Origin of the sequence: Priestia sp. SIMBA_032, from assembly GCF_046535215.1 — a bacterium.
GTDB lineage: Bacteria > Bacillota > Bacilli > Bacillales > Bacillaceae_H > Priestia > Priestia aryabhattai.
This window is the reverse complement of the sequence record NZ_JAWRXD010000003.1, coordinates 527,875-546,615: the sequence shown is the minus strand read 5'-3', so window position 1 is coordinate 546,615 and position 18,741 is coordinate 527,875. Positions and strand designations below refer to the sequence as shown.

19 protein-coding genes are annotated in these 18,741 nt (G+C 38.7%); 12 read left to right on the top strand and 7 right to left on the bottom strand.

Annotation, left to right across the window (positions count from 1 at the left end):
* Positions 1-125 precede the first annotated feature (125 nt).
* The 3 genes from SB717_RS12960 (at position 126) to SB717_RS12950 (ending at position 3,457) form a co-directional block, all read left to right on the top strand.
* On the top strand, positions 126-1,457 hold the full coding sequence (locus SB717_RS12960; RefSeq protein WP_049817056.1) for an NAD-dependent malic enzyme: 1,332 nt from the start codon (positions 126-128) through the stop codon (positions 1,455-1,457).
* Positions 1,458-1,599: 142 nt separating this feature from the next.
* The gene (locus SB717_RS12955) at positions 1,600-2,082 is read left to right on the top strand and encodes a PH domain-containing protein (protein WP_029714080.1); all 483 of its coding nucleotides are present in this window, start codon (positions 1,600-1,602) and stop codon (positions 2,080-2,082) included.
* Positions 2,075-3,457 carry a PH domain-containing protein gene (locus SB717_RS12950; RefSeq protein WP_410903867.1) on the top strand — a complete coding sequence of 461 codons (1,383 nt, stop codon included), beginning with the start codon at positions 2,075-2,077 and terminating at the stop codon, positions 3,455-3,457. Before SB717_RS12955 ends, SB717_RS12950 begins: the two co-directional genes overlap by 8 nt.
* A 31-nt stretch (positions 3,458-3,488) precedes the next feature.
* Here the strand turns inward: SB717_RS12950 and dsdA are convergent, their stop codons facing one another.
* A complete protein-coding gene (gene dsdA, locus SB717_RS12945; RefSeq protein ID WP_410903866.1) occupies positions 3,489-4,847 on the bottom strand; it encodes a D-serine ammonia-lyase in 1,359 nt (452 codons plus the stop codon).
* A 162-nt stretch (positions 4,848-5,009) separates the two neighbouring features.
* On the opposite strand from dsdA, the gene SB717_RS12940 reads away from it, so the two are divergent.
* Positions 5,010-5,219, top strand: a complete 210-nt coding sequence (locus SB717_RS12940; protein ID WP_029714077.1) for a cysteine-rich CWC family protein — start codon at positions 5,010-5,012, stop codon at positions 5,217-5,219.
* A gap of 1 nt (position 5,220) precedes the next feature.
* Positions 5,221-6,159 (top strand): carbohydrate kinase family protein, encoded by a 939-nt coding sequence (locus SB717_RS12935; protein ID WP_029714076.1) that lies wholly within the window; start codon positions 5,221-5,223, stop codon positions 6,157-6,159.
* Between the two features lie 24 nt (positions 6,160-6,183).
* Here SB717_RS12935 and cyoE read toward each other — a convergent pair whose 3' ends face one another.
* Positions 6,184-7,101, bottom strand: a complete 918-nt coding sequence (gene cyoE / locus SB717_RS12930) for a heme o synthase (protein WP_410903865.1) — start codon at positions 7,099-7,101, stop codon at positions 6,184-6,186.
* A gap of 388 nt (positions 7,102-7,489) precedes the next feature.
* Between cyoE and SB717_RS12925 the strand changes: the two genes are divergently transcribed.
* The 4 genes from SB717_RS12925 to SB717_RS12910 all read left to right on the top strand — a co-directional run bounded on the left by SB717_RS12925 (position 7,490) and on the right by SB717_RS12910 (position 10,010).
* Positions 7,490-8,107, top strand: a complete 618-nt coding sequence (locus SB717_RS12925; protein ID WP_410903864.1) for a poly-gamma-glutamate hydrolase family protein — start codon at positions 7,490-7,492, stop codon at positions 8,105-8,107.
* Positions 8,108-8,202: 95 nt separating this feature from the next.
* Positions 8,203-8,379: a hypothetical protein gene (locus tag SB717_RS12920; protein ID WP_169746649.1), complete on the top strand. Its 177-nt coding sequence runs from the start codon at positions 8,203-8,205 to the stop codon at positions 8,377-8,379.
* A 64-nt stretch (positions 8,380-8,443) separates the two neighbouring features.
* Positions 8,444-9,052, top strand: a complete 609-nt coding sequence (locus tag SB717_RS12915; RefSeq protein WP_410903863.1) for an SAM-dependent methyltransferase — start codon at positions 8,444-8,446, stop codon at positions 9,050-9,052.
* Positions 9,053-9,575: 523 nt separating this feature from the next.
* Positions 9,576-10,010, top strand: a complete 435-nt coding sequence (locus tag SB717_RS12910; protein ID WP_029714070.1) for a MerR family transcriptional regulator — start codon at positions 9,576-9,578, stop codon at positions 10,008-10,010.
* 60 nt (positions 10,011-10,070) lie between these two features.
* Here SB717_RS12910 and SB717_RS12905 read toward each other — a convergent pair whose 3' ends face one another.
* The 3 genes from SB717_RS12905 to SB717_RS12895 form a co-directional block, all read right to left on the bottom strand.
* Positions 10,071-10,283, bottom strand: a complete 213-nt coding sequence (locus SB717_RS12905; RefSeq protein WP_029714069.1) for a hypothetical protein — start codon at positions 10,281-10,283, stop codon at positions 10,071-10,073.
* A gap of 129 nt (positions 10,284-10,412) precedes the next feature.
* Entirely contained in the window at positions 10,413-10,559 is a 147-nt protein-coding gene (locus SB717_RS12900) for a hypothetical protein (protein WP_074681936.1), read from the bottom strand.
* Between the two features lie 141 nt (positions 10,560-10,700).
* Positions 10,701-11,009, bottom strand: coding sequence for a flagellar hook-associated protein FlgK (locus SB717_RS12895; protein ID WP_013056797.1), 309 nt, complete (start codon positions 11,007-11,009; stop codon positions 10,701-10,703).
* Between the two features lie 219 nt (positions 11,010-11,228).
* On the opposite strand from SB717_RS12895, the gene SB717_RS12890 reads away from it, so the two are divergent.
* Complete coding sequence (locus SB717_RS12890) at positions 11,229-11,588, top strand: hypothetical protein (protein WP_029714067.1); 360 nt, start codon at positions 11,229-11,231, stop codon at positions 11,586-11,588.
* A 77-nt stretch (positions 11,589-11,665) separates the two neighbouring features.
* The gene (locus tag SB717_RS12885; protein ID WP_028413564.1) at positions 11,666-11,845 is read left to right on the top strand and encodes a small acid-soluble spore protein H; all 180 of its coding nucleotides are present in this window, start codon (positions 11,666-11,668) and stop codon (positions 11,843-11,845) included.
* 71 nt (positions 11,846-11,916) lie between these two features.
* Here the strand turns inward: SB717_RS12885 and SB717_RS12880 are convergent, their stop codons facing one another.
* Together SB717_RS12880 and gltC are read right to left on the bottom strand one after the other, a co-directional pair.
* Complete coding sequence (locus tag SB717_RS12880) at positions 11,917-12,987, bottom strand: DUF3900 domain-containing protein (protein ID WP_029714064.1); 1,071 nt, start codon at positions 12,985-12,987, stop codon at positions 11,917-11,919.
* Between the two features lie 162 nt (positions 12,988-13,149).
* Complete coding sequence (gene gltC / locus SB717_RS12875; protein ID WP_029714063.1) at positions 13,150-14,052, bottom strand: glutamate biosynthesis transcriptional regulator GltC; 903 nt, start codon at positions 14,050-14,052, stop codon at positions 13,150-13,152.
* A gap of 134 nt (positions 14,053-14,186) precedes the next feature.
* Here gltC and gltB point away from each other — a divergent pair, with 134 nt between their 5' ends.
* Positions 14,187-18,740, top strand: coding sequence for a glutamate synthase large subunit (gene gltB, locus SB717_RS12870; protein WP_410903862.1), 4,554 nt, complete (start codon positions 14,187-14,189; stop codon positions 18,738-18,740).
* Position 18,741: the final 1 nt, after the last annotated feature.

The window sequence follows — 18,741 nt, the reverse complement described above, 5'->3', positions numbered from 1 at the left end:
AGTACGAATAAATCTACTTGTAAGATAAGTAGATAACATGAACTTATGGGGAATTCGACCGTTTTAAACGCTTCATTTAGTAAGCATACGTACTTGCAGGATTAGGACAAGGGGGATATGGGGATATGATGAATAATTTAATACGCACATTAATGGTACAAACACCGACTGTACCGGGAAACTTAGGAAGAGTAGCAACAGCTATCGGAAATGTTGGAGGAGATATTGGCGAGGTTGAAACCGTTAAAGTAGGGCATAACTACACCATGAGAAGCATTACGGTTCAAGTAGAAAGTGAAGACCAGCTTGAGGAATTGCTTGAAGCGGTTCGCAGTTTAGAAGGAATTATTTTACATACAGTATCAGATGAAGTTCTTCATGCGCATGAAGGCGGTAAAATTCAAATGAAAAGCAAAATGAAAATTGAGTCGATCGCTGACTTAAGAAGAGTGTATACACCAGGCGTAGCAAACGTTTGCCGTGCTATTCAAGAACAGCCGGACAAAGCGAAAATTTATACGAGCATTGGAAACACGGTTGCAATTGTAACGGATGGCACCGCTATATTAGGATTAGGAAATATTGGTCCAGTTGCAGGAATGCCCGTTATGGAAGGAAAAGCCGCGTTATTTGATCAGCTTGCCAATGTAAACGCTATCCCTATTTTATTGAATGTAAATGAGCCGGAAGAAATCATTCAAACGGTTAAAAATATTTCCCCGGGATTTGGCGGTATTTTACTAGAAGATATAGGATCGCCTCACTGCTTTGAAATTGAAGAACGTTTAAAAGAAGAGCTCGATATTCCAGTTATGCATGATGATCAACACGGAACAGCAGTTGTGACGCTAGCAGCAGCTATCTCAGCTTGTCGCAGCACAGGTGTGAATTTGAAAGAAGCAAAAGTAGGGCAGATTGGCTTAGGAGCTGCCGGTATCGCTACTTGCAGAATGTTCATGGCTTACGGTGTCAAACAGGTGATAGGAGCTGATAAGTCTCCTGAAGCGAATGAGCGCTTAGTCAGCTACGGTGGAAAAGTAGCAGATTCATTAGAAGAGCTTATGGAGAACTGTGATATTGTTATTGCGACAACTGGTGTACCTGGCTTAATACAAAAAGAATGGATCCGAAAAGGGCAAATTATTCTAGCACTTTCTAATCCAAGGCCAGAAATTGAACCTGAAGATGCTCTTGAAGCAGGAGCTATTTACGCTACTGACGGAAGGTCAGTGAATAATGTGCTTGGCTTCCCAGGTATTTTCAGAGGAGTGTTAAATGCAGGTGTGCGCGATATTACGCATACGATGCTTGTAGCTGCAGCTGAAGCCATTGCGAATTCAACGCGTCAAGGCGATTTAGTTCCTCACCCTCTTAATCTAGCTGTACATGAAGCAGTATCTGAAGCAGTTGAAAGAGCGGCTGTTGTACACGGAGAGAAAGACGGAGTTTATCGATAACAAACAAGGCTGCCTTGAAATAGGCAGCCTTGTTTGTTTTTTATCAAAAAATAATAAGAAAATAGCAAACTATGAAACTTTTTTCCTTTTTTAACGTAATATAGTAATAGAAATAGTAAAAAAGGTAGAGAAAGGAGTTTTTATGGAGTTTGAACATTTAAAGGGCAAATTGCCCCTCGAGGCTAAAAAAGCGATGCGCTGGCAATCCATTTTTACGCATAGCCTGTGGCTTCTGGCAACAGCGGGTTATTTTCTACTCGTTCATTTTTTTGATTGGTGGTCAATTATTGGATGGATATCAGCTGGACTATTAGTCGTGAGCTTTATCATATATACAATTATAGCTCCAAATGTATATATGAATGTATATTCATATGAAGTAACAGATACTCAAATTGATGTACAAAGAGGGCTATTCATCTGGTATCATACGAAAATCCCGCTTGTGAAAGTGCAGCATGTTGAAACGTTGACAGGGCCGATTTTTCGAAAATTTGACTTGGCATCTGTTAAAATCATCACAGCCGCTGGAAGTGTTGAAATTCCTGCACTTGGACAAAGAGATGCTGAAGCACTGCGGGAGTATATTGCTAGACTAGCAGAGGTAGATGATGAAGATGAGTAAGCGGCTGCATCCGCTATATATTGCAATAGCATTTATTGAACATATAAAAAATAATATCCTGCCTTTTGTGTTTGTATTTATTGTCAATCGGCACCTGTTGTTTACATATTGGTGGGCAACGCTATTAGCAGGAGGTGTAGTCGCTTTATTTGCTTTTTTTACTTGGAGGGAATTTCGTTATGAAGTAACGGAAACGGAAGTGCGTCTGCATAAAGGGATTTTTAAAAAAGAAAAACGATTTATTCAACGAAATCGCATTCAATCGATTCAGTTAGATCAGCCGTTTGTTTTTAGAATTCTTCACTTAGCCCGGCTTCGTATTGACACGGCCAGCAGCGGTACGGATGCTGAAATTGATTTATCTGGTATTTCACTAAAAGAAGCGCACCATCTTAAAGATACGTTAAAGCTGTCAGGAAGTCAGCCGGAAATAAGAGAAAAAAGTCCTGAACGTATGATGAAAGTGTCGGTGAAACAGCTGGCGTTAGCTGCTGCGTTTTCCGGGAATTTTGGCTATATATTTGCTGCTCTTGGTTTTCTCTATCAGTATATTGATACGTATATCAACCGTTGGGTAAAGACAGCTTACGAAGAAGTGATTCATCAATCGATGCTTGGTTTATTTATATTAGTGGCTGTAATTGTGGTGCTTGCTTATTTGCTGTCTATCGTTTTATATGTAATACGATTTGGTGGTTTTACAGTTGAACGCTACGATCATTATCTACATATTAAATACGGATTGTTAAATAAGAAATCACTTACGATTCCTTTTCATAAAATACAGGCTGTTACGATAGAGGAAGGGTTGGTTCGACGCTTATTTGGATGGTCTTCCGTTTCGTTAAACGTCGTAACCTCTGATTTAAAAGAAAAGGTCTATTTACACCCCTTTATCCAGCAAAAAGAGATTTCAGCGTTAATGAATGTATATGTACCGCACTATGAATATGTAAAGTGTCCAAGAAATACAGCGATTCAATATGCGTGGTATCCATTACTGTTACCGATCTTGTTATTTGTAGCAGCAGGGATTGGCATCAGCTTTTGGAAATCAATGTTCGTGTGGGTTATTGCCGTGCTATGCCTTGCGTACGTACTTATTCACTGGTTAGGGTATCGCCAAGGCGGCTTAATGATGGACGAGGTATTTGTCAGTATTCGCTCGCAGTTTTTAACACGAAAAACAACGATTATAAGAAGAAAGAAAGTGGAACAAATTGAGGTGTTTGCAGGCACCTTTTTATGGAAAAAAGGGTACAGGAAAATAAAAATTTCAACTATGGGTACAAGCGGCAGCTATAAGTCGGGATATTTTCCATTTGAAATTTGGCATCCTATCTTTCTGCGAGCTACTTCTTCTAAAAAGGCATGAAGAACATCATTGTTCTCCATGCCTTTTGACGTTATCCATTCATTAAATTTTTTCCTTGCTCGTAATAGCTATTCATCACCTCAGCTGGCACCATACTACCTCCAGTTGACCATACAAGGTGAGTAGCTTTTGACATATTGTTTTCTAGTGCTTGCGCTTGTATATATGAAGACCCGCTTTCCATCAGGTGAAGAGGTCCTTGTAAACCAGCCGCTGCTGAAGGTTCTATATACATATTTTGACGATTGGCTAACTCATAAATAAATCGGAAAAGCTGATCATCTTCTACAGTATAAATTCCGCTAATAAGCGATTTTATCGTTTCGCCTACAAAGCTAGATGGCCTTCCTACAGCTAGTCCATCGGCAGCTGTTACGTTATCAAGTCCAATATCCGTAACGGAAATGCCATCATGCAGCTCGGTCATTAATCCAAGCAGCATGCAAGGGGAGTGAGTAGGTTCAGCAAAAAAGCAGTGAACGTGATCACCGTATATTGCTTTTAATCCAAACGTAATACCGCCAGGACCTCCGCCTACTCCGCAAGGTAAATAGACAAACAAAGGGTGTTCGGCGTCTACTTGAATTTGCTGCTCGGCTAGCTGCTTTTTCAAACGTAAAGCCGCAACGGAATAACCAAGAAATAAATCTCTAGACTGCTCATCGTCAATAAAATGACAGGCGGGGTCTGCTTCGGCTTGCTTTCGTCCTTCTTCCACGGCTTTTCCGTAGTCAGACTGATATTCAATAACGGTTACGCCTTTCGAACGAAGCAGATCTTTTTTCCATTTCTTCGCATCGGCTGACATATGTACGGTGACGTTAAAGCCGAGAGCGGCACTTATAATACCAATGCTTAAACCTAAATTACCGGTAGATCCTACTGCAATAGAATAAGAAGAAAATAACTTTTTACATCGTTCTTCAGCTAGAAGAGCGTAGCTGTCTTCCTCGGTAAGCAGTCCTTCTTTGATAGCAAGACTTTCAGCAAATTTTAATACTTCATAAATGCCACCTCTTGCTTTAATAGAACCTGATATGGGAAGATCATGATCGCATTTCATGAGCAATGTCCCTTGCAGCTTGTTATTCATTTGTTGATTTAAATAGTCTTTCATATACGTAATTTCTTGAAGAGGTGATTCAATGATTCCTTTTGATGCTTTTAGCTCCGGAAAAGCGATTTGAAGAAAAGAAGAAAAGCGAGAAAGTCGCTCTTTTGCATCTTTTATATCTTTGGTATGTAAAGAAAGAGATGAAAGTGCTTCTTGAGTAAGTTTTAAATAAGGATTTATCCAAAGTATTTCCTGTTTATTGATTAAAGGTGTTAATAAAGGATATTCACGCATCCATGTAGCAAAGGGTTTTTGGTGAAATAAATGTGTCGTCATAAAGGCTCCTTTCGCAATATGTTATTTCCTTTATATGTATAGTATCAAGAATAAGAGAAGTTGAAAACGAAAATATCAAAAAGCAGAAAGCGCATTTTAACTACCTCTTGTATACTAATAGGGATAACCTATACAACTGCATAGAAAAAAGGAGAGGAATTTATGGCATTTTCAGGTGATGATAGCACATGTCCTATCTGCGGAGAGAGAAATAACTGTGCTTCTGTACAAGGCAGAGAAATAGAAAAGTGTTGGTGCATGCAGAAAGTTTTTACTTCTGATCTGTTTAAACAAATTCCTTTAGAAAGCAGAGGAAAAGCGTGTGTATGCATCAAATGCGTTGGGAGACAGAAGAAAGAAGGTGAGGATTAACGTGAAAAAAGGAATTATTTCATACGGTGAGGCATTTATTGATTTTATCGCAAAAAATGAATCTAATACTGACTTTGACCCTTTTTTAGGAGGCACAACCGTTAATGTAGCAGTTGGAGTTCAGAAGCTAGGAGCAAAAGCATATTATATCTGCAAGTTAGGCAGTGATGAAACAAGTGATTTTGTAAGAAAGAAGCTTTTAATTGAAGGAGTAAACCAAAGCGGCTGTGTAACATCGGAGATTAAAAAAGTTTGTGAAGTATATGTACATAAAAGTAAAGAAGGAGATCGTTACTTTTATTCCTATATAGATTCTACACCTCATGAGCAAATATATAAACATGAGCTGCAGGAAGCTTTATTTGAGCAGGCAGCGATTTTTTATTTTGGATCAGGCACGTTGTTTCATCCGATTTCCCAGGAAACTACAAAAGAAGCTGTGAAGCTCGCAAAAAAACATCGTATGCTGGTAGCGTTTGATCCAAATATCCGAATGAAAAGATGGGAAAGTGAATCAGCATGTAGAAATACCGCAACACAGTTTTTGTATGAAACAGATATTTTGAAAATCTCTCAAGATGAGCTCCTATTTTTGATGAATTCAACAGACCTGACAGAAAGCCTAGAAAAACTGAGAGCGTACCATATTCCGTACGTATGGGTCACTCAAGGAGAAAATGGGGCAGTAGCCGTTACTGCAAATCAAGCGCTTCATGTGAGTGCAAATGAAGTGCAGGCGATAGACACGACGGGAGCGGGTGATGCATTTATGGCAGGAATTCTCTGGTGTATTCATGAAAAAGGTTTGCCTGAAAGTGAGGAGTCACGGAAGCAGTACACAATGTTTGCCAACGCGTTAGGTGGAGCAGTTTCGGCGAGATACGGAGGAATGATTTCACTGAAAGCAAAAGATGTATCTAGTATAAAAGCAGGTAGCTGATAGCTACCTGCTTTTGAACGTTTATTATTTAAAAAATGACAGTATAATCATCAGGGCAAAAATAATCGTAAGATGGTTCAATGAGAACACAAACATTAAAGTAGCCCATTTTGTATCTTCTAATTTTTTAAATCCAACAATCCCAAGAAGCATCCACACTAGTGTTAAAACGAACGTTGTAAATGCGATAATTTTACTAAACGATAAAAATAAGAAAGATGCTGCTAGTAAAATAACTAGGTATACAAGCGTTTGGACTTTGGAACGACGGATCCCTTTTACTACAGGAAGCATCGGAACACCTGCGGCTTTATATTCCTCAAGTCTTCTAATCGCAATAGCGTAGAAGTGAGGAGGCTGCCATAAAAACATAAATACAAACAATCCAATTGCTACCGGATGAAATAAGTCTGGTGAAATAGCGGCCCAGCCAATGATTGGAGGCATAGCTCCAGAAATACTTCCGACTTCGGTATTATAAATAGTTGTACGTTTTGTAAGCATAGTATAAGGCACTACATAAAAGAAAAATCCTAAAATACCCATAATGGCGGCCATGTTAGAAACTAAAAATAAAATACCTACACCGATAACAAATAAAGCCAGTCCTAACCATAGAGCAAATTTAGGGTTGACCGCTCCTGTTACCGTCGGTCTGTCTTTCGTACGTTTCATGATTGCATCAATATCACGGTCATAGAAGTTATTAACTGCCCCAGCTCCTCCTACGACAAAGGATGTCCCAATTAAAGCCAAAATAATGATAGGAATTTGTGTCACAAAGCTTAAGTTGTTAACAGCAATTGCGAGACAAAGCCCAGCAACCATTCCTAGTGAGTTCGATTTAATAATCCCAGTTTTTATAATAGCACTGATTACTTCCCGGGAAAAATACTGATTGATAGGAAGTGATTCCTTTGTGATAACTTCGGTATTTTTCACAGCAATTCTCCTTTTTGAGCTTATTCTTACATGAATAAACATAATCTTTATTAATCAACTAAACTATTTTAACAAAAAAATATCGTAATTACATCAAGGTTGCTCGTAAAATTTGTTAACATTCCTTGAACTTTTTAAAAAAACAAAGAATAATGTCGAATTACCAATTGAAAATAAGTACATCCTTTATTATAAGATAAAAATGGAATGCTTAAAAATGAAAAATTTGACTATCTGGTGAACTTTTAACGAGCAAGAAACTCGAACTTAATCGTACCATATTTATTGGTAATTGCAATCACATAGTATGTGATGAAAGAAAAGATGTGGTACATTAAAGAAAAGACTAATAAGTTTATTTACTATGTCTTATTCACAAGGAGGATATATGATGCCAGATAAATATGCTAGCTTCTCTGAACTTGCCTCTTATGAAGTATACAACCAAGACTACAAAATTCAATTTGAAATCAGACCTTCTAACATTATTATGCTCGCAATACACGGCGGAGGTATCGAAACTGGAACATCCGAACTTGCTGTTGGACTAGCAGGAAACGAATACTCGTACTATATATTTGAAGGGTTAAAGAAATCAGGAAATGCCGACCTTCATATCACATCCACTCATTTTGATGAACCTCATGCGCTAACTATTATCTCGAAAGAAGACTATGCAGTATCTTTTCATGGATACAATGATAAAAGTGAAAAACACACTAAAATCGGCGGTGCTGACAAAGCGTTAAGGTCCAAAGTACATGAAGCGCTTGTTTCCAAAGGCTTTAGTACAGAAATTTTATCAGATCAAGAGCCTTTTTCCGGTACAAGCCCTAGAAATATAACCAATAAAACAGCTAGGCGGATGGGTGTGCAAATTGAGATAAGTAAAGCGCAAAGAGAAGCTTTTTTTGCAACTAACACGAGAAATGAACGTAAAAATTCTAAAACCCAGGAATTTTTTGAGTATATATCAGCTATTAGAAGTGCATTTCCTCTTAGATAAATCAGATACGTTTAGTATTTATTAAACAGGTTAGATTTATTACGGACATGTTTGTGGTATACATATAGTAACTACATAAACTGGAGGAGATAATCATGAAAAAGTTTGACCAAGAAGATACCTTAGAACGACTTAAAGCCTCTTATCGATATTTGAAAAGTGTAGATATACCAGAAATTAGCACATTAGATAATCAAAAACGAGCGGAAGCTGTGCAGTTAATCGAAGAGATTGGTCTTAAAATATCAGAAATGCGTGTGAAAGTAGAGTGAGAAAAAAGAGAAGGACTTTTGTCCTTCTTTCTCTTTTTCAACAACTATAAACAGGAGATTGGCCATGAATGAGCAATATTATGACGCTTTATTAAATATAAAAACAACGGGAGAACAAAAGGGATTTAATGATTCATTTCATTACCATCGTTATGAACCCACACCTTATAGTGCATTAGAAACACTTTTCACTCAGTATGAGCTAACAAGCAGCGATAGAATTGTCGACTTCGGGTGTGGGAAAGGAAGGCTGAATTTTTATGTGAACAACCTATGTAATGCCACCGCTGTAGGGATAGAAATGAATGAGCACTTTTATGAGCAGGCCATAGATAATCAGAGGCGCTATTTAAAAAAAGCCAAGGGCCGAAAACGTCATATTCATTTTCAGTGTTGTTTAGCCCAGGAATATAAGATTCATCCACTAGACAACTGCTTTTATTTTTTTAATCCTTTTTCAATTCAAATTTTTATCCAAGTAGTGAACAATATTTTGCTTTCGTGGGAAGAGAATAAGCGCGAGATTGATTTGATTTTGTATTATAGTTCGGAGGATTATCTCCATCATCTCGAAAAACACCCTTCTTTCACTTTAAAAGAAGAGGTAATACTGCCAGAGTTGGATCGTGAAAATCCATATGAACGGTTTTTGATTTATAAAATAGCTTATTAAGACGACCTATTTACTATTTTGTAAAGCTGTATCGCCGCCGGTTCTATTTAACAAATCAGCAGGGGCTAGAAAAAGACCTGCTGATTTTATTTATAACTTTTTAGAAATTAAATCATAACACTTTATCATGTAAGCGCTTTCTGTTATAATGAAACTAGGTGGATAGCATGCGTGGCTATCGGTGTACTCAGCGCAGGCGGGGCTAGTACAGAAAGAGAAGGCTACATACAAGTTAATAAACATTTAGTCGATAGAAATAAGAAGTCTCAAAAACAAATTTATTAATTTGTATGCTAAATCGTAAATTAACAAAAACGGCATTTATGATAAGGTTTTAGAGAAAAGAACCCAGCATATACTGTATAAGCAATTTTTTTACTCTAAAAAAGGGTAAGGAAATTGCTTATTTATTTTTAAATAAGTGCACATCTGTTCCGATTTGTTTTGAGATATCTAGCGTTAGTGTATAATAGTAACAAGTACGAAAAGTTGACATTGTTAATTGATTAAAGGGGATTTAAAAATGAGTGAACTAAAAATAGACGATGTAGCGAAGAAAAGCGGTTTAACAAAACGTACGATTCGTTATTACGAACAAATTGGACTGATGCCAGCACCTCCAAGAAGTGAAGGTGGATTTCGTCTCTACACCGAAGAACACGTAGAATTCTTAAAGAAAATTACGAATGCCAAAGAAGTCATGGGTTTTTCACTTCAAGAATTACAGGAATTTCTTGCTTTAAGTGATACTCTTGAAATACAAAAGATGGATTATAGGCAAGTGAAAGGAACAAGTCAACAAAAAGAAAAGTTAGAGCAAGTGTTACATACGGTAGAAGAGCAGCTCAAGCTGATTGAACAGAAAAAGAAAAATATCTTAAAAGTAGAGTCTGACCTTCTGTCACTGAGAGATCGTGCTAAGGCTGCAATTGTAAAATTTGAGCAGGAAGAATCATAAAAAGCAGGCGCATTCACCAGAAGAGTGCGTCTGCTTTTATGGTTTTTATAGGGCATTCATTTATGATTGTGAAGTGTTTTCTTCTAGCTGTACCCCTAAAAGAAGTAGGATAGCCTGTATCCCATCGGCTTTTCCACTGTGAAAGCTTCTTGTTTCAGCATCCAAAGCTTCATTTACAGATTCCATTATATTTGATTCGTATAAGTCTAAAATCAATTGTTTTCCTTCGGGACTTAAATGCAGCTGCCCGCGCTCCTTCATTTTAAACTTCAACTTTTTCAACTCCCTTTCCCATAATACTATCAGTATACAAAATTAATAACATTTACGTAAACGTTAATTTTTGTATGTGCACAGAAGAACGTATTGAGTATAGGTACTAAGTGAGGTGAGAGATACTGGTTATCCTTTGCTTGTTTTAATGTTTGCCAGCTTATAGCCGCAAGCTGAGCATGTATAGATAACGTTTTGATTGGACTGAGCAGTTAAAACGGTAGCAAGCTCTTTTTGAGAATGACAGTTAGGACAAATAACAACAGGGGATTTCATGTGATTTTCTCCTTTTCTTTTTCATAGTCAACTTTTATTTTATGTAAAGTTTAATCAAATATCCTTCGTGCTATCAAAAACGACGGAAGACATGTAAAAAAGCATTCTCGCTCAAAAGAAACGGGAATGCTTAAGATGAGTTTAAAATCCGTCCTGGCTTGCTGTAAATGGAATGTTAAGTCTTCTCTCTACATTGCGTAAGCGCTGATTTAATCTGTTTATACGGTCAGTATGTCGCTCCACAACTCGATTTAAACGAGTAATTTCTCTGACTTGCTCCTCATTTTGTCTCTCAAGGGCACGAATTCTTCGTTCAAATCCTCCAAGATTTTGAAGCTGCTGTCTTTCATCGTATTCTTCATGCTGTGGTACGTAAGGGGGATAGTATTGTTGAACTGAGTAATCAACTTGCTGAGGAATATATCCAGGGTTGAAATAATAAGGGTTCATTAGGGCACCGCTCCTCTTAAAAAGTAAATTCAAATCAAACACGATATAACGTATGCGAGGATAAGAAAAATGCTATAGGCACATACCTAAATACATTCTGTATTTAAAAAGGAAAGTATTTTTAAAAGCGAAAAGGAGATAGCTGCCTCTTTCTTGAATATGCAAAATAGAAAAGCTTCTTTTTTAGACACTTTATTTAAGAAAGAGGGAAAGTGACCGATGGCTCAAGGGAAACAAAAACCAGCACCTAAAATAGAAGAATCAAAAGCTCCGCCTGCAAAGAAACAGAAGCCGAAGAGCCGCAGCACCAAAAAAGCGCAGCCTCCTATATCGCCCTGGGTAAAAGTTGCTTCCGCTTTATCTAACATTGATTTCATTCGTTTGTTTCGAGTGCTGTTTCTTGCTTTGGTGGTTGGTTTTATTGTGTATCAATATATTTTACTTACAAAAGGGATCTTCATCAAAACATATGTAAACCTTTGGCATCATCACAAAATGATCTTGCTGGCTGGAGCTGTATTTATTATCTATACTTCTTTTATCTTTTACCTTGGCTACCGCACCGCTAAAAAGCGCTAGAACTATTCTAAACGGCGAATATCATTCATTCTTTAAGCAAACCTTATATGTATATTAGCATAGAGGGGGGAAGAAACGTGGACAAGCAGCGAGCAAAACAAATTGCTGATTCACCCGTTATGGCTAACGTTACGTATAACGATACGGCTGTTTATATTCAACATGTAAGCGAAGAAAATGATACGGCAAGAATTTATCCGCTAGGTCAGCCTGAAAATGAACAAAATGTTGCGGTGAGCCAATTAGTAGAGAATTAAGGTGGATAAATAGAGCTACTTTTTCAGTTAAATAAAAGACAGAGAGCTGCATTGTGCTCTCTGTCTTTTATTTATTCTTCCCATTTCTTACTGCTAATTTTCTCAATAATCCCGTGCAAATCACCTGGCTTATGAAACTCAATCGGAGACGCGCCTTTTTCAAACAGAATCGATTCCGCTTCAATTAATGCCACGTAGCGTCCGTTCACTTTTGCTAAATGAATATTTTCACCAAAATCAGCTAGCAGCCCTTTAATCTCTGTTTCGCCAAGCTTCATTTTAAGCTCTGCATCAGGGGTATGCTCGACGATATGAGCAGCAGCTTCCATAACTTGATGGGTATCTAAACGTTCTTGAAGCTCACGCTTTTCACTTGTTGCCCACAGTTCCATGTCTGATTCAAACTGTTCAAGTTCTACGCTTTCTGCTTCAAACGTTTCGCTGACGTGTTCACGCACCATATCCATCACTTGTGTTTTCATAATCTCAGGCATCGGCTCGTTGTAGTCAATGAATTTTAAAAAGTCTTCAAAGTAACGGGCGTGAGACGCTTGGTGTATGACGAGTTCACTTTCTTCCACCATGCCTTCTTCAGGCATGTAGGGGTATTGAATGGATTTCATGTTTTTAGTAGTAATCGCCATCTCTACGTGGCGAATAAGGGTTGATTCATCTGAAATTGAAGCCACTTTTGGTTCAAAGTCACATTTTAAAATAAACACAAAAGCATGATCAAAATATTTTCTTGGAACAGCAGATACAACTAAAAATGCTCCTCCTCGAACGGCTGCAGTATCAAGGTATGCATTGATAAACTGTTCGCTGTTTTCTTCAAATTCTTCTTTGGTTGTGGCAAAACGGGTGCGGTGAAATAAATTATAATTAGGGTTTGAGTCTAGTGCGTGTCCTGGTTCAACTATAAAATACCCAAGCTTTGTAGGCACTTGTTCTGCTTTAGGGTGTCGCTCTACTTTGCGTTTTACAATTTTTTTAAATTCACCGTCTAAAAAATCTTTAATGGAATTTTCTTCATATTCTTCCGTATCAAGCGTTTGAAAATGCTTATATTGTTTAGAGGCCTGTTCTTCTTTTCCTTCTACTTGTATTACGTAAAATGATAAAAAATTAATTTTAAAATCCATAGCAGTCACCTTGTTTCTTTTTAGTCAGTTACTTCAGTATAAGAAAGAGTCCAGTAAGCGTCAATGCCTGTTAGCTTTAAGGGAAAAGAAGATCTATTTATAGAATTGACCAGCTGAGAAATAGTGTGTAAAGAAAAGAATAAGAGAGGCAGGGGGCCTCTCTTATTTATACTGCTCCAACCGTTCAAAAAAGGTTTTAACAAACTTATAAAAAATTTTATCAGAAGGTGCTAAATCACGATTTCTAGGAATAATCATCCCGACTGTACGCTGAAGCTGCGGCGTATGAATAGGAAGTTTAGTCGTAAAACGAGGAGTCGTTTCAGACACTGTGCTTTCGGGAAGAAGCGTGACGCCGATTCCTGCGGATACAAGACCTTTAATCGCATCTAAATCTTCTCCTTCAGATGAAATATTGGGCATGAATCCTGCTTGTTTGCAAGCGTCAAAGGCCATTTTATGTAAAATGAATCCTTTGGGAAACAGCACGAAATTTTCATTTCTTAAATCCCGCAGCCGGATGTTATCCCGTTCAGCGAGCGGATGATGAGAAGGAACAAGGGCTAAAAGATTTTCAGTGAATAGAATATGCCCTTCTATACTCTGGTCCTCTACAGGTACAGGGCCTAAAAAAGCGATATTAATATCTCTTTTTTTAACCGATTCAATTAAAAATTTGTACGAACCCTGTCTAAGGTGAAAAGCAACATTTGGGTGTTCTTCTTTAAAGGCTGATATAATAGTAGGAAGAAGGTGACTAGCAAGGCTTGTTGGAAATCCGATTTTAATCGTCCCTCTTTCGGGATCCAGGTATTCATCAATTTGTTCTTTCGCATAGTCAATAGCTTTCATAGCCGTCTCCGTATGCTCAAGAAAGACTTTTCCTATTGCTGTTAACTTGACATTTCTTCCTTCGCGTTTGAATAAACTAACACCTAGCTCAGATTCCAGGTTCGCGATTTGACGGCTGATTGCTGATTGAGCTACATGCAGATATTCTGCCGCCTCAGATACGTGTTCTCTTTTTGCAACTTCCATAAAATAGCGTAATTGACGCAGTTCCATAAGCATCCTCCATCTATATATATCAAAATTAGATTAGTTTTATCTAAATTATATATTGTTTATATTGATTTGAAAACTTACAATGTAAACAGGTGATCTTAAAAAGATAAAGAAAACGAACGGGGGAGAAGAAGATGACATACAATCAAATGCCAAAAGCTCAAGGTCTCTACCGTCCTGAATTTGAGCACGATGCATGTGGAATCGGACTATACGCTCAATTGAAAGGCGTAGCGTCACATGATATCGTTAAAAAAGGACTAAATATGCTTTGCCAGCTTGACCATCGAGGCGGACAGGGAAGCGATCCGCTAACAGGAGATGGAGCTGGATTAATGGTACAAATTCCACACGCGTTCTTTAAAAAGACATGCGTTGAATTGAACTTGCCAGAAAAAGGTCGTTATGGAGTTGGAATGATCTTTTTCTCAAATAACGAAGACGAGCGCCGAGAAATCGAAGCTTATATTAATAAATTAATTGAAGAAGAGGGACAAACGTTACTAGGTTGGAGAAGTGTACCTGTAAATGTCGGAAAAATCGGAAAAGTTGCAAAAGAAAGCTGTCCGTACGTACGACAAGTATTTATTGGGGCAAATGACAGTATTCAAGATGACTTAGCGTTTGAACGCAAGCTGTATGTTATTCGCAAGCAAGCGGAAAATTGGGCGCAGGCGCGTCAGAACCGTTTTTATTTCACGAGCCTTTCAAGCAGAACAATTGTGTACAAAGGGTTATTAACGCCTGAGCAAGTTGATGCTTTTTATCTTGACCTACAAGATGAAGACTTTACTTCAGCGTTTGCTTTAGTGCATTCTCGCTTTAGCACAAACACGTTCCCAAGCTGGGAAAGAGCACATCCAAACCGTTATTTAATTCACAACGGTGAAATCAATACGCTTCGCGGTAATCAAAACTGGATGAGAGCGCGTGAACAGCAGTTTGTTTCGGAAGCATTTGGTAAGGATTTGCCGAAGGTCCTTCCAATTTTAGATGCTGAAGGAAGCGACTCATCCATGTTAGATAATGCGCTAGAGTTCTTTGTATTGGCCGGCCGCAAGCCAGCGCATGCAGCGATGATGCTTATTCCAGAGCCTTGGTCTGAGAATCCGCACATGTCAAAAGAAAAACGTGCTTTCTATGAGTATCATAGCGCATTAATGGAGCCATGGGATGGTCCGACTGCTATTTCGTTTACGGATGGAAAGCAAATCGGTGCTATTTTAGACCGTAACGGTTTACGCCCTGCTCGCTATTATGTTACAAAAGATGATTACATCATACTTTCATCAGAAGTAGGCGTCATTGATGTTGAAGATGAAAATGTGTTATATAAAGATCGTTTAAGCCCAGGTAAAATGCTTCTAATCGATTTAGAGGAGGGCCGAATTATTTCAGACGAAGAAATTAAATCTGAAATGGCACAGGCTGAGCCTTATCAAGAGTGGTTAGATGAACAGCTGGTAACGTTGCCAGAAGTGCAAGAGGAAAAATCTGAATACTTTGATGATTTGGTTATTCGCCAGAAGTCATTTGGCTACACGTATGAAGATATTCATAAATATTTAGTTCCAGTTATTACAGAAGGAAAAGATCCGCTTGGTTCAATGGGTAATGATACTCCATTAGCCGTGTTGTCCGATCGTCCTCAATCGCTGTTCAATTACTTTAAGCAGCTGTTTGCTCAAGTAACGAATCCACCGATTGATGCTATTCGTGAACAGTTGGTTACATCGACAATGACATTGCTTGGTGCAGAAGGGAATTTACTGCATCCAACCAAAGAAAACATTCATCGAATTCAGCTTGAGACGCCGGTTTTAACAAACGATCAAACTCATCAGCTGAAGTCTGCCATTCATCCAGATTTCAAAAGTGCTGTTATATCTGCTGTGTTTACAAATGATTTAAAAGCAGATCTTGATCGCATATTTGCTGAAGCTGAAGCGGCAATTAACGCAGGTGCTAGCATTCTTGTTCTGACAGACCGTGAAGCGGGAGCTCAATCTGTAGCTATTCCAGCTTTATTAGCGGTCAGCGGGCTGCATCAGCACCTAGTGCGAAAAGGAAACCGTACAAAGGCGAGCATTGTAGTGGAAACAGGAGAAGCGCGTGAAGTGCACCATTTTGCAGCGCTTATTGGTTACGGCGCAGACGCAATTAATCCATATCTTACTTTTGCAACATACCAAAATGAAATTAACGCAGGTACGCTGAACGTATCATATGACTATGCTGTTGAGAAATATGTAAAAGCCGTTACTGAAGGTGTCGTAAAAGTAATGTCTAAAATGGGTATTTCAACGGTGCAAAGTTATCGCGGCGCACAAATTTTTGAAGCAGTTGGAATCAGTGCAGAGGTTATCGAGCAATATTTTACAGGTACTGCTTCGCAGCTTGGCGGTATTGGTTTAGATGTTATTGCAAAAGAAGCGAAAACGCGTCATGACAATGCTTATATTGAAACAATTGAGCAAACGTTAGAGTCAGGAAGCGACTTCCAGTGGAGACACACGGGCGAGCATCATGCGTTTAATCCAAAAACAATTCACACTCTGCAGTGGGCTTGCCGTAAGGGAGATTACAGCTTATTTAAAAAATTCTCTGAATCGGCTAATGAAGAACGCATCGGTTTCTTGCGCAACCTATTCTCGTTTAATGGGACGCGTTCATCTATCTCCATTGATGAAGTGGAATCAGTTGATTCGATTGTAAGACGTTTTAAATCAGGTGCTATGTCGTTTGGATCTTTAAGTCAAGAAGCTCATGAAACATTAGCGATTGCGATGAACCGTTTAGGCGCACGCAGTAACAGTGGAGAAGGTGGCGAGCATCCTAGCCGCTACACTGTGGATGAAAATGGAGATAATCGCCGCAGTGCGATTAAACAGATTGCTTCTGGCCGTTTTGGAGTGAAAAGTCATTACCTTGTGAATGCGGCTGAGCTTCAAATTAAAATGGCACAAGGTGCAAAACCCGGAGAAGGCGGTCAGCTTCCAGGAAACAAAGTATATCCATGGGTAGCAGATGTGCGTGGATCAACGCCAGGAGTAGGCTTAATTTCACCTCCTCCACACCACGATATTTACTCGATTGAAGATTTAGCACAGCTTATTCATGACTTAAAAAATATAAACCGTGATGCACGAATCAGCGTCAAACTCGTTTCAAAAGCAGGAGTAGGAACGATTGCTGCCGGAGTAGCAAAAGGAGTAGCGGATGTTATTGTTATTAGCGGTTACGACGGAGGTACGGGAGCATCTCCAAAAACAAGTATTAAACATACGGGACTACCGTGGGAACTTGGCTTAGCAGAAGCTCATCAAACGCTTATGTTAAACGGTCTTCGCGAAAAGGTAGTGCTTGAAACAGACGGGAAATTAATGACGGGTAAAGATGTAGTCATGGCAGCACTTTTAGGAGCAGAAGAGTTTGGTTTTGCTACGGCCCCTTTAATTGTTTTAGGCTGTATCATGATGCGTGCATGTCACTTAGATACATGTCCAGTTGGAGTGGCAACACAAAACCCAGAGCTTCGTAAAAAGTTCCTAGGAGAAGCGGATCACATCGTTAACTATATGAAATTTGTTGCACAAGAAGTGCGCGAAATTATGGCTGAACTTGGATTTAAAACAGTGGATGAAATGGTTGGGCGTACAGACGTATTAAGCGTTAGCGAACGTGCAAAAAATCACTGGAAGGCGCAGCACTTAGACTTAACAACTCTTTTATATCAAGCTGAAGGTGTACGTACCTTTAAAACACCTCAAAACCATAAAATTGACGAATCTCTTGATATGCAAAAAATCTTGCCTGCGGTACAGCAAGCAATCGAGCATAAGTATCAAGTTGAGTTAGAACTGCCAATTTCTAATATTAATCGTGTAGCTGGAACAATTGTAGGAAGTGAAGTTACAAAACGTTACGGTGAAAAAGGTCTGCCAGAAGATACGATTACTCTTCGATTCACTGGCTCTGCAGGACAAAGTTTTGGTGCATTTGTTCCAAAAGGAATGTCTATGTATCTAACTGGAGATGCAAATGATTATATCGGTAAAGGATTATCAGGAGGTAAAATCATTGTTGCGCCACCTAAGGAAACAACAGCTGTGTCAGGTGAAAATGTTATCGTCGGGAACGTGGCATTTTACGGTGCAACAAGCGGTGAAGCTTATGTTAGCGGGCTAGCAGGAGAACGTTTTGCGGTTCGTAACAGCGGTGTGAACGTAGTGGTTGAAGGAATTGGCGATCATGGCTGTGAATATATGACTGGCGGACGTGTTGTCGTATTAGGTGATGTAGGTAAAAACTTTGGTGCAGGAATGTCTGGCGGTATTGCTTACGTATTTGCTGATGATCAAGAAGCATTCAAAAACCTTTGTAATAAAGATATGATTGGGTTTGAGAGCTTAAAAGGAGAAGAAGCAGAAGAAGTAAAAGAGATGATTACAAATCATCTAAAATATACTGACAGTCATAAAGCAGCATTTGTATTAGAAAATTGGGAAGAATCGCTTTCGAAACTTGTAAAAGTGATTCCGAATGATTATAAACGCATGATGAATCGCATTGAAGAGCAAAAAGCAGCTGGATTAACGGAAGAAGAAGCAGCTATGAGTGCGTTTGAGGAAAATGCAAAACAAGAAAAGAAAGCATCGGCAAAACAACAAGAAGCGGTAGCTCAGTAAG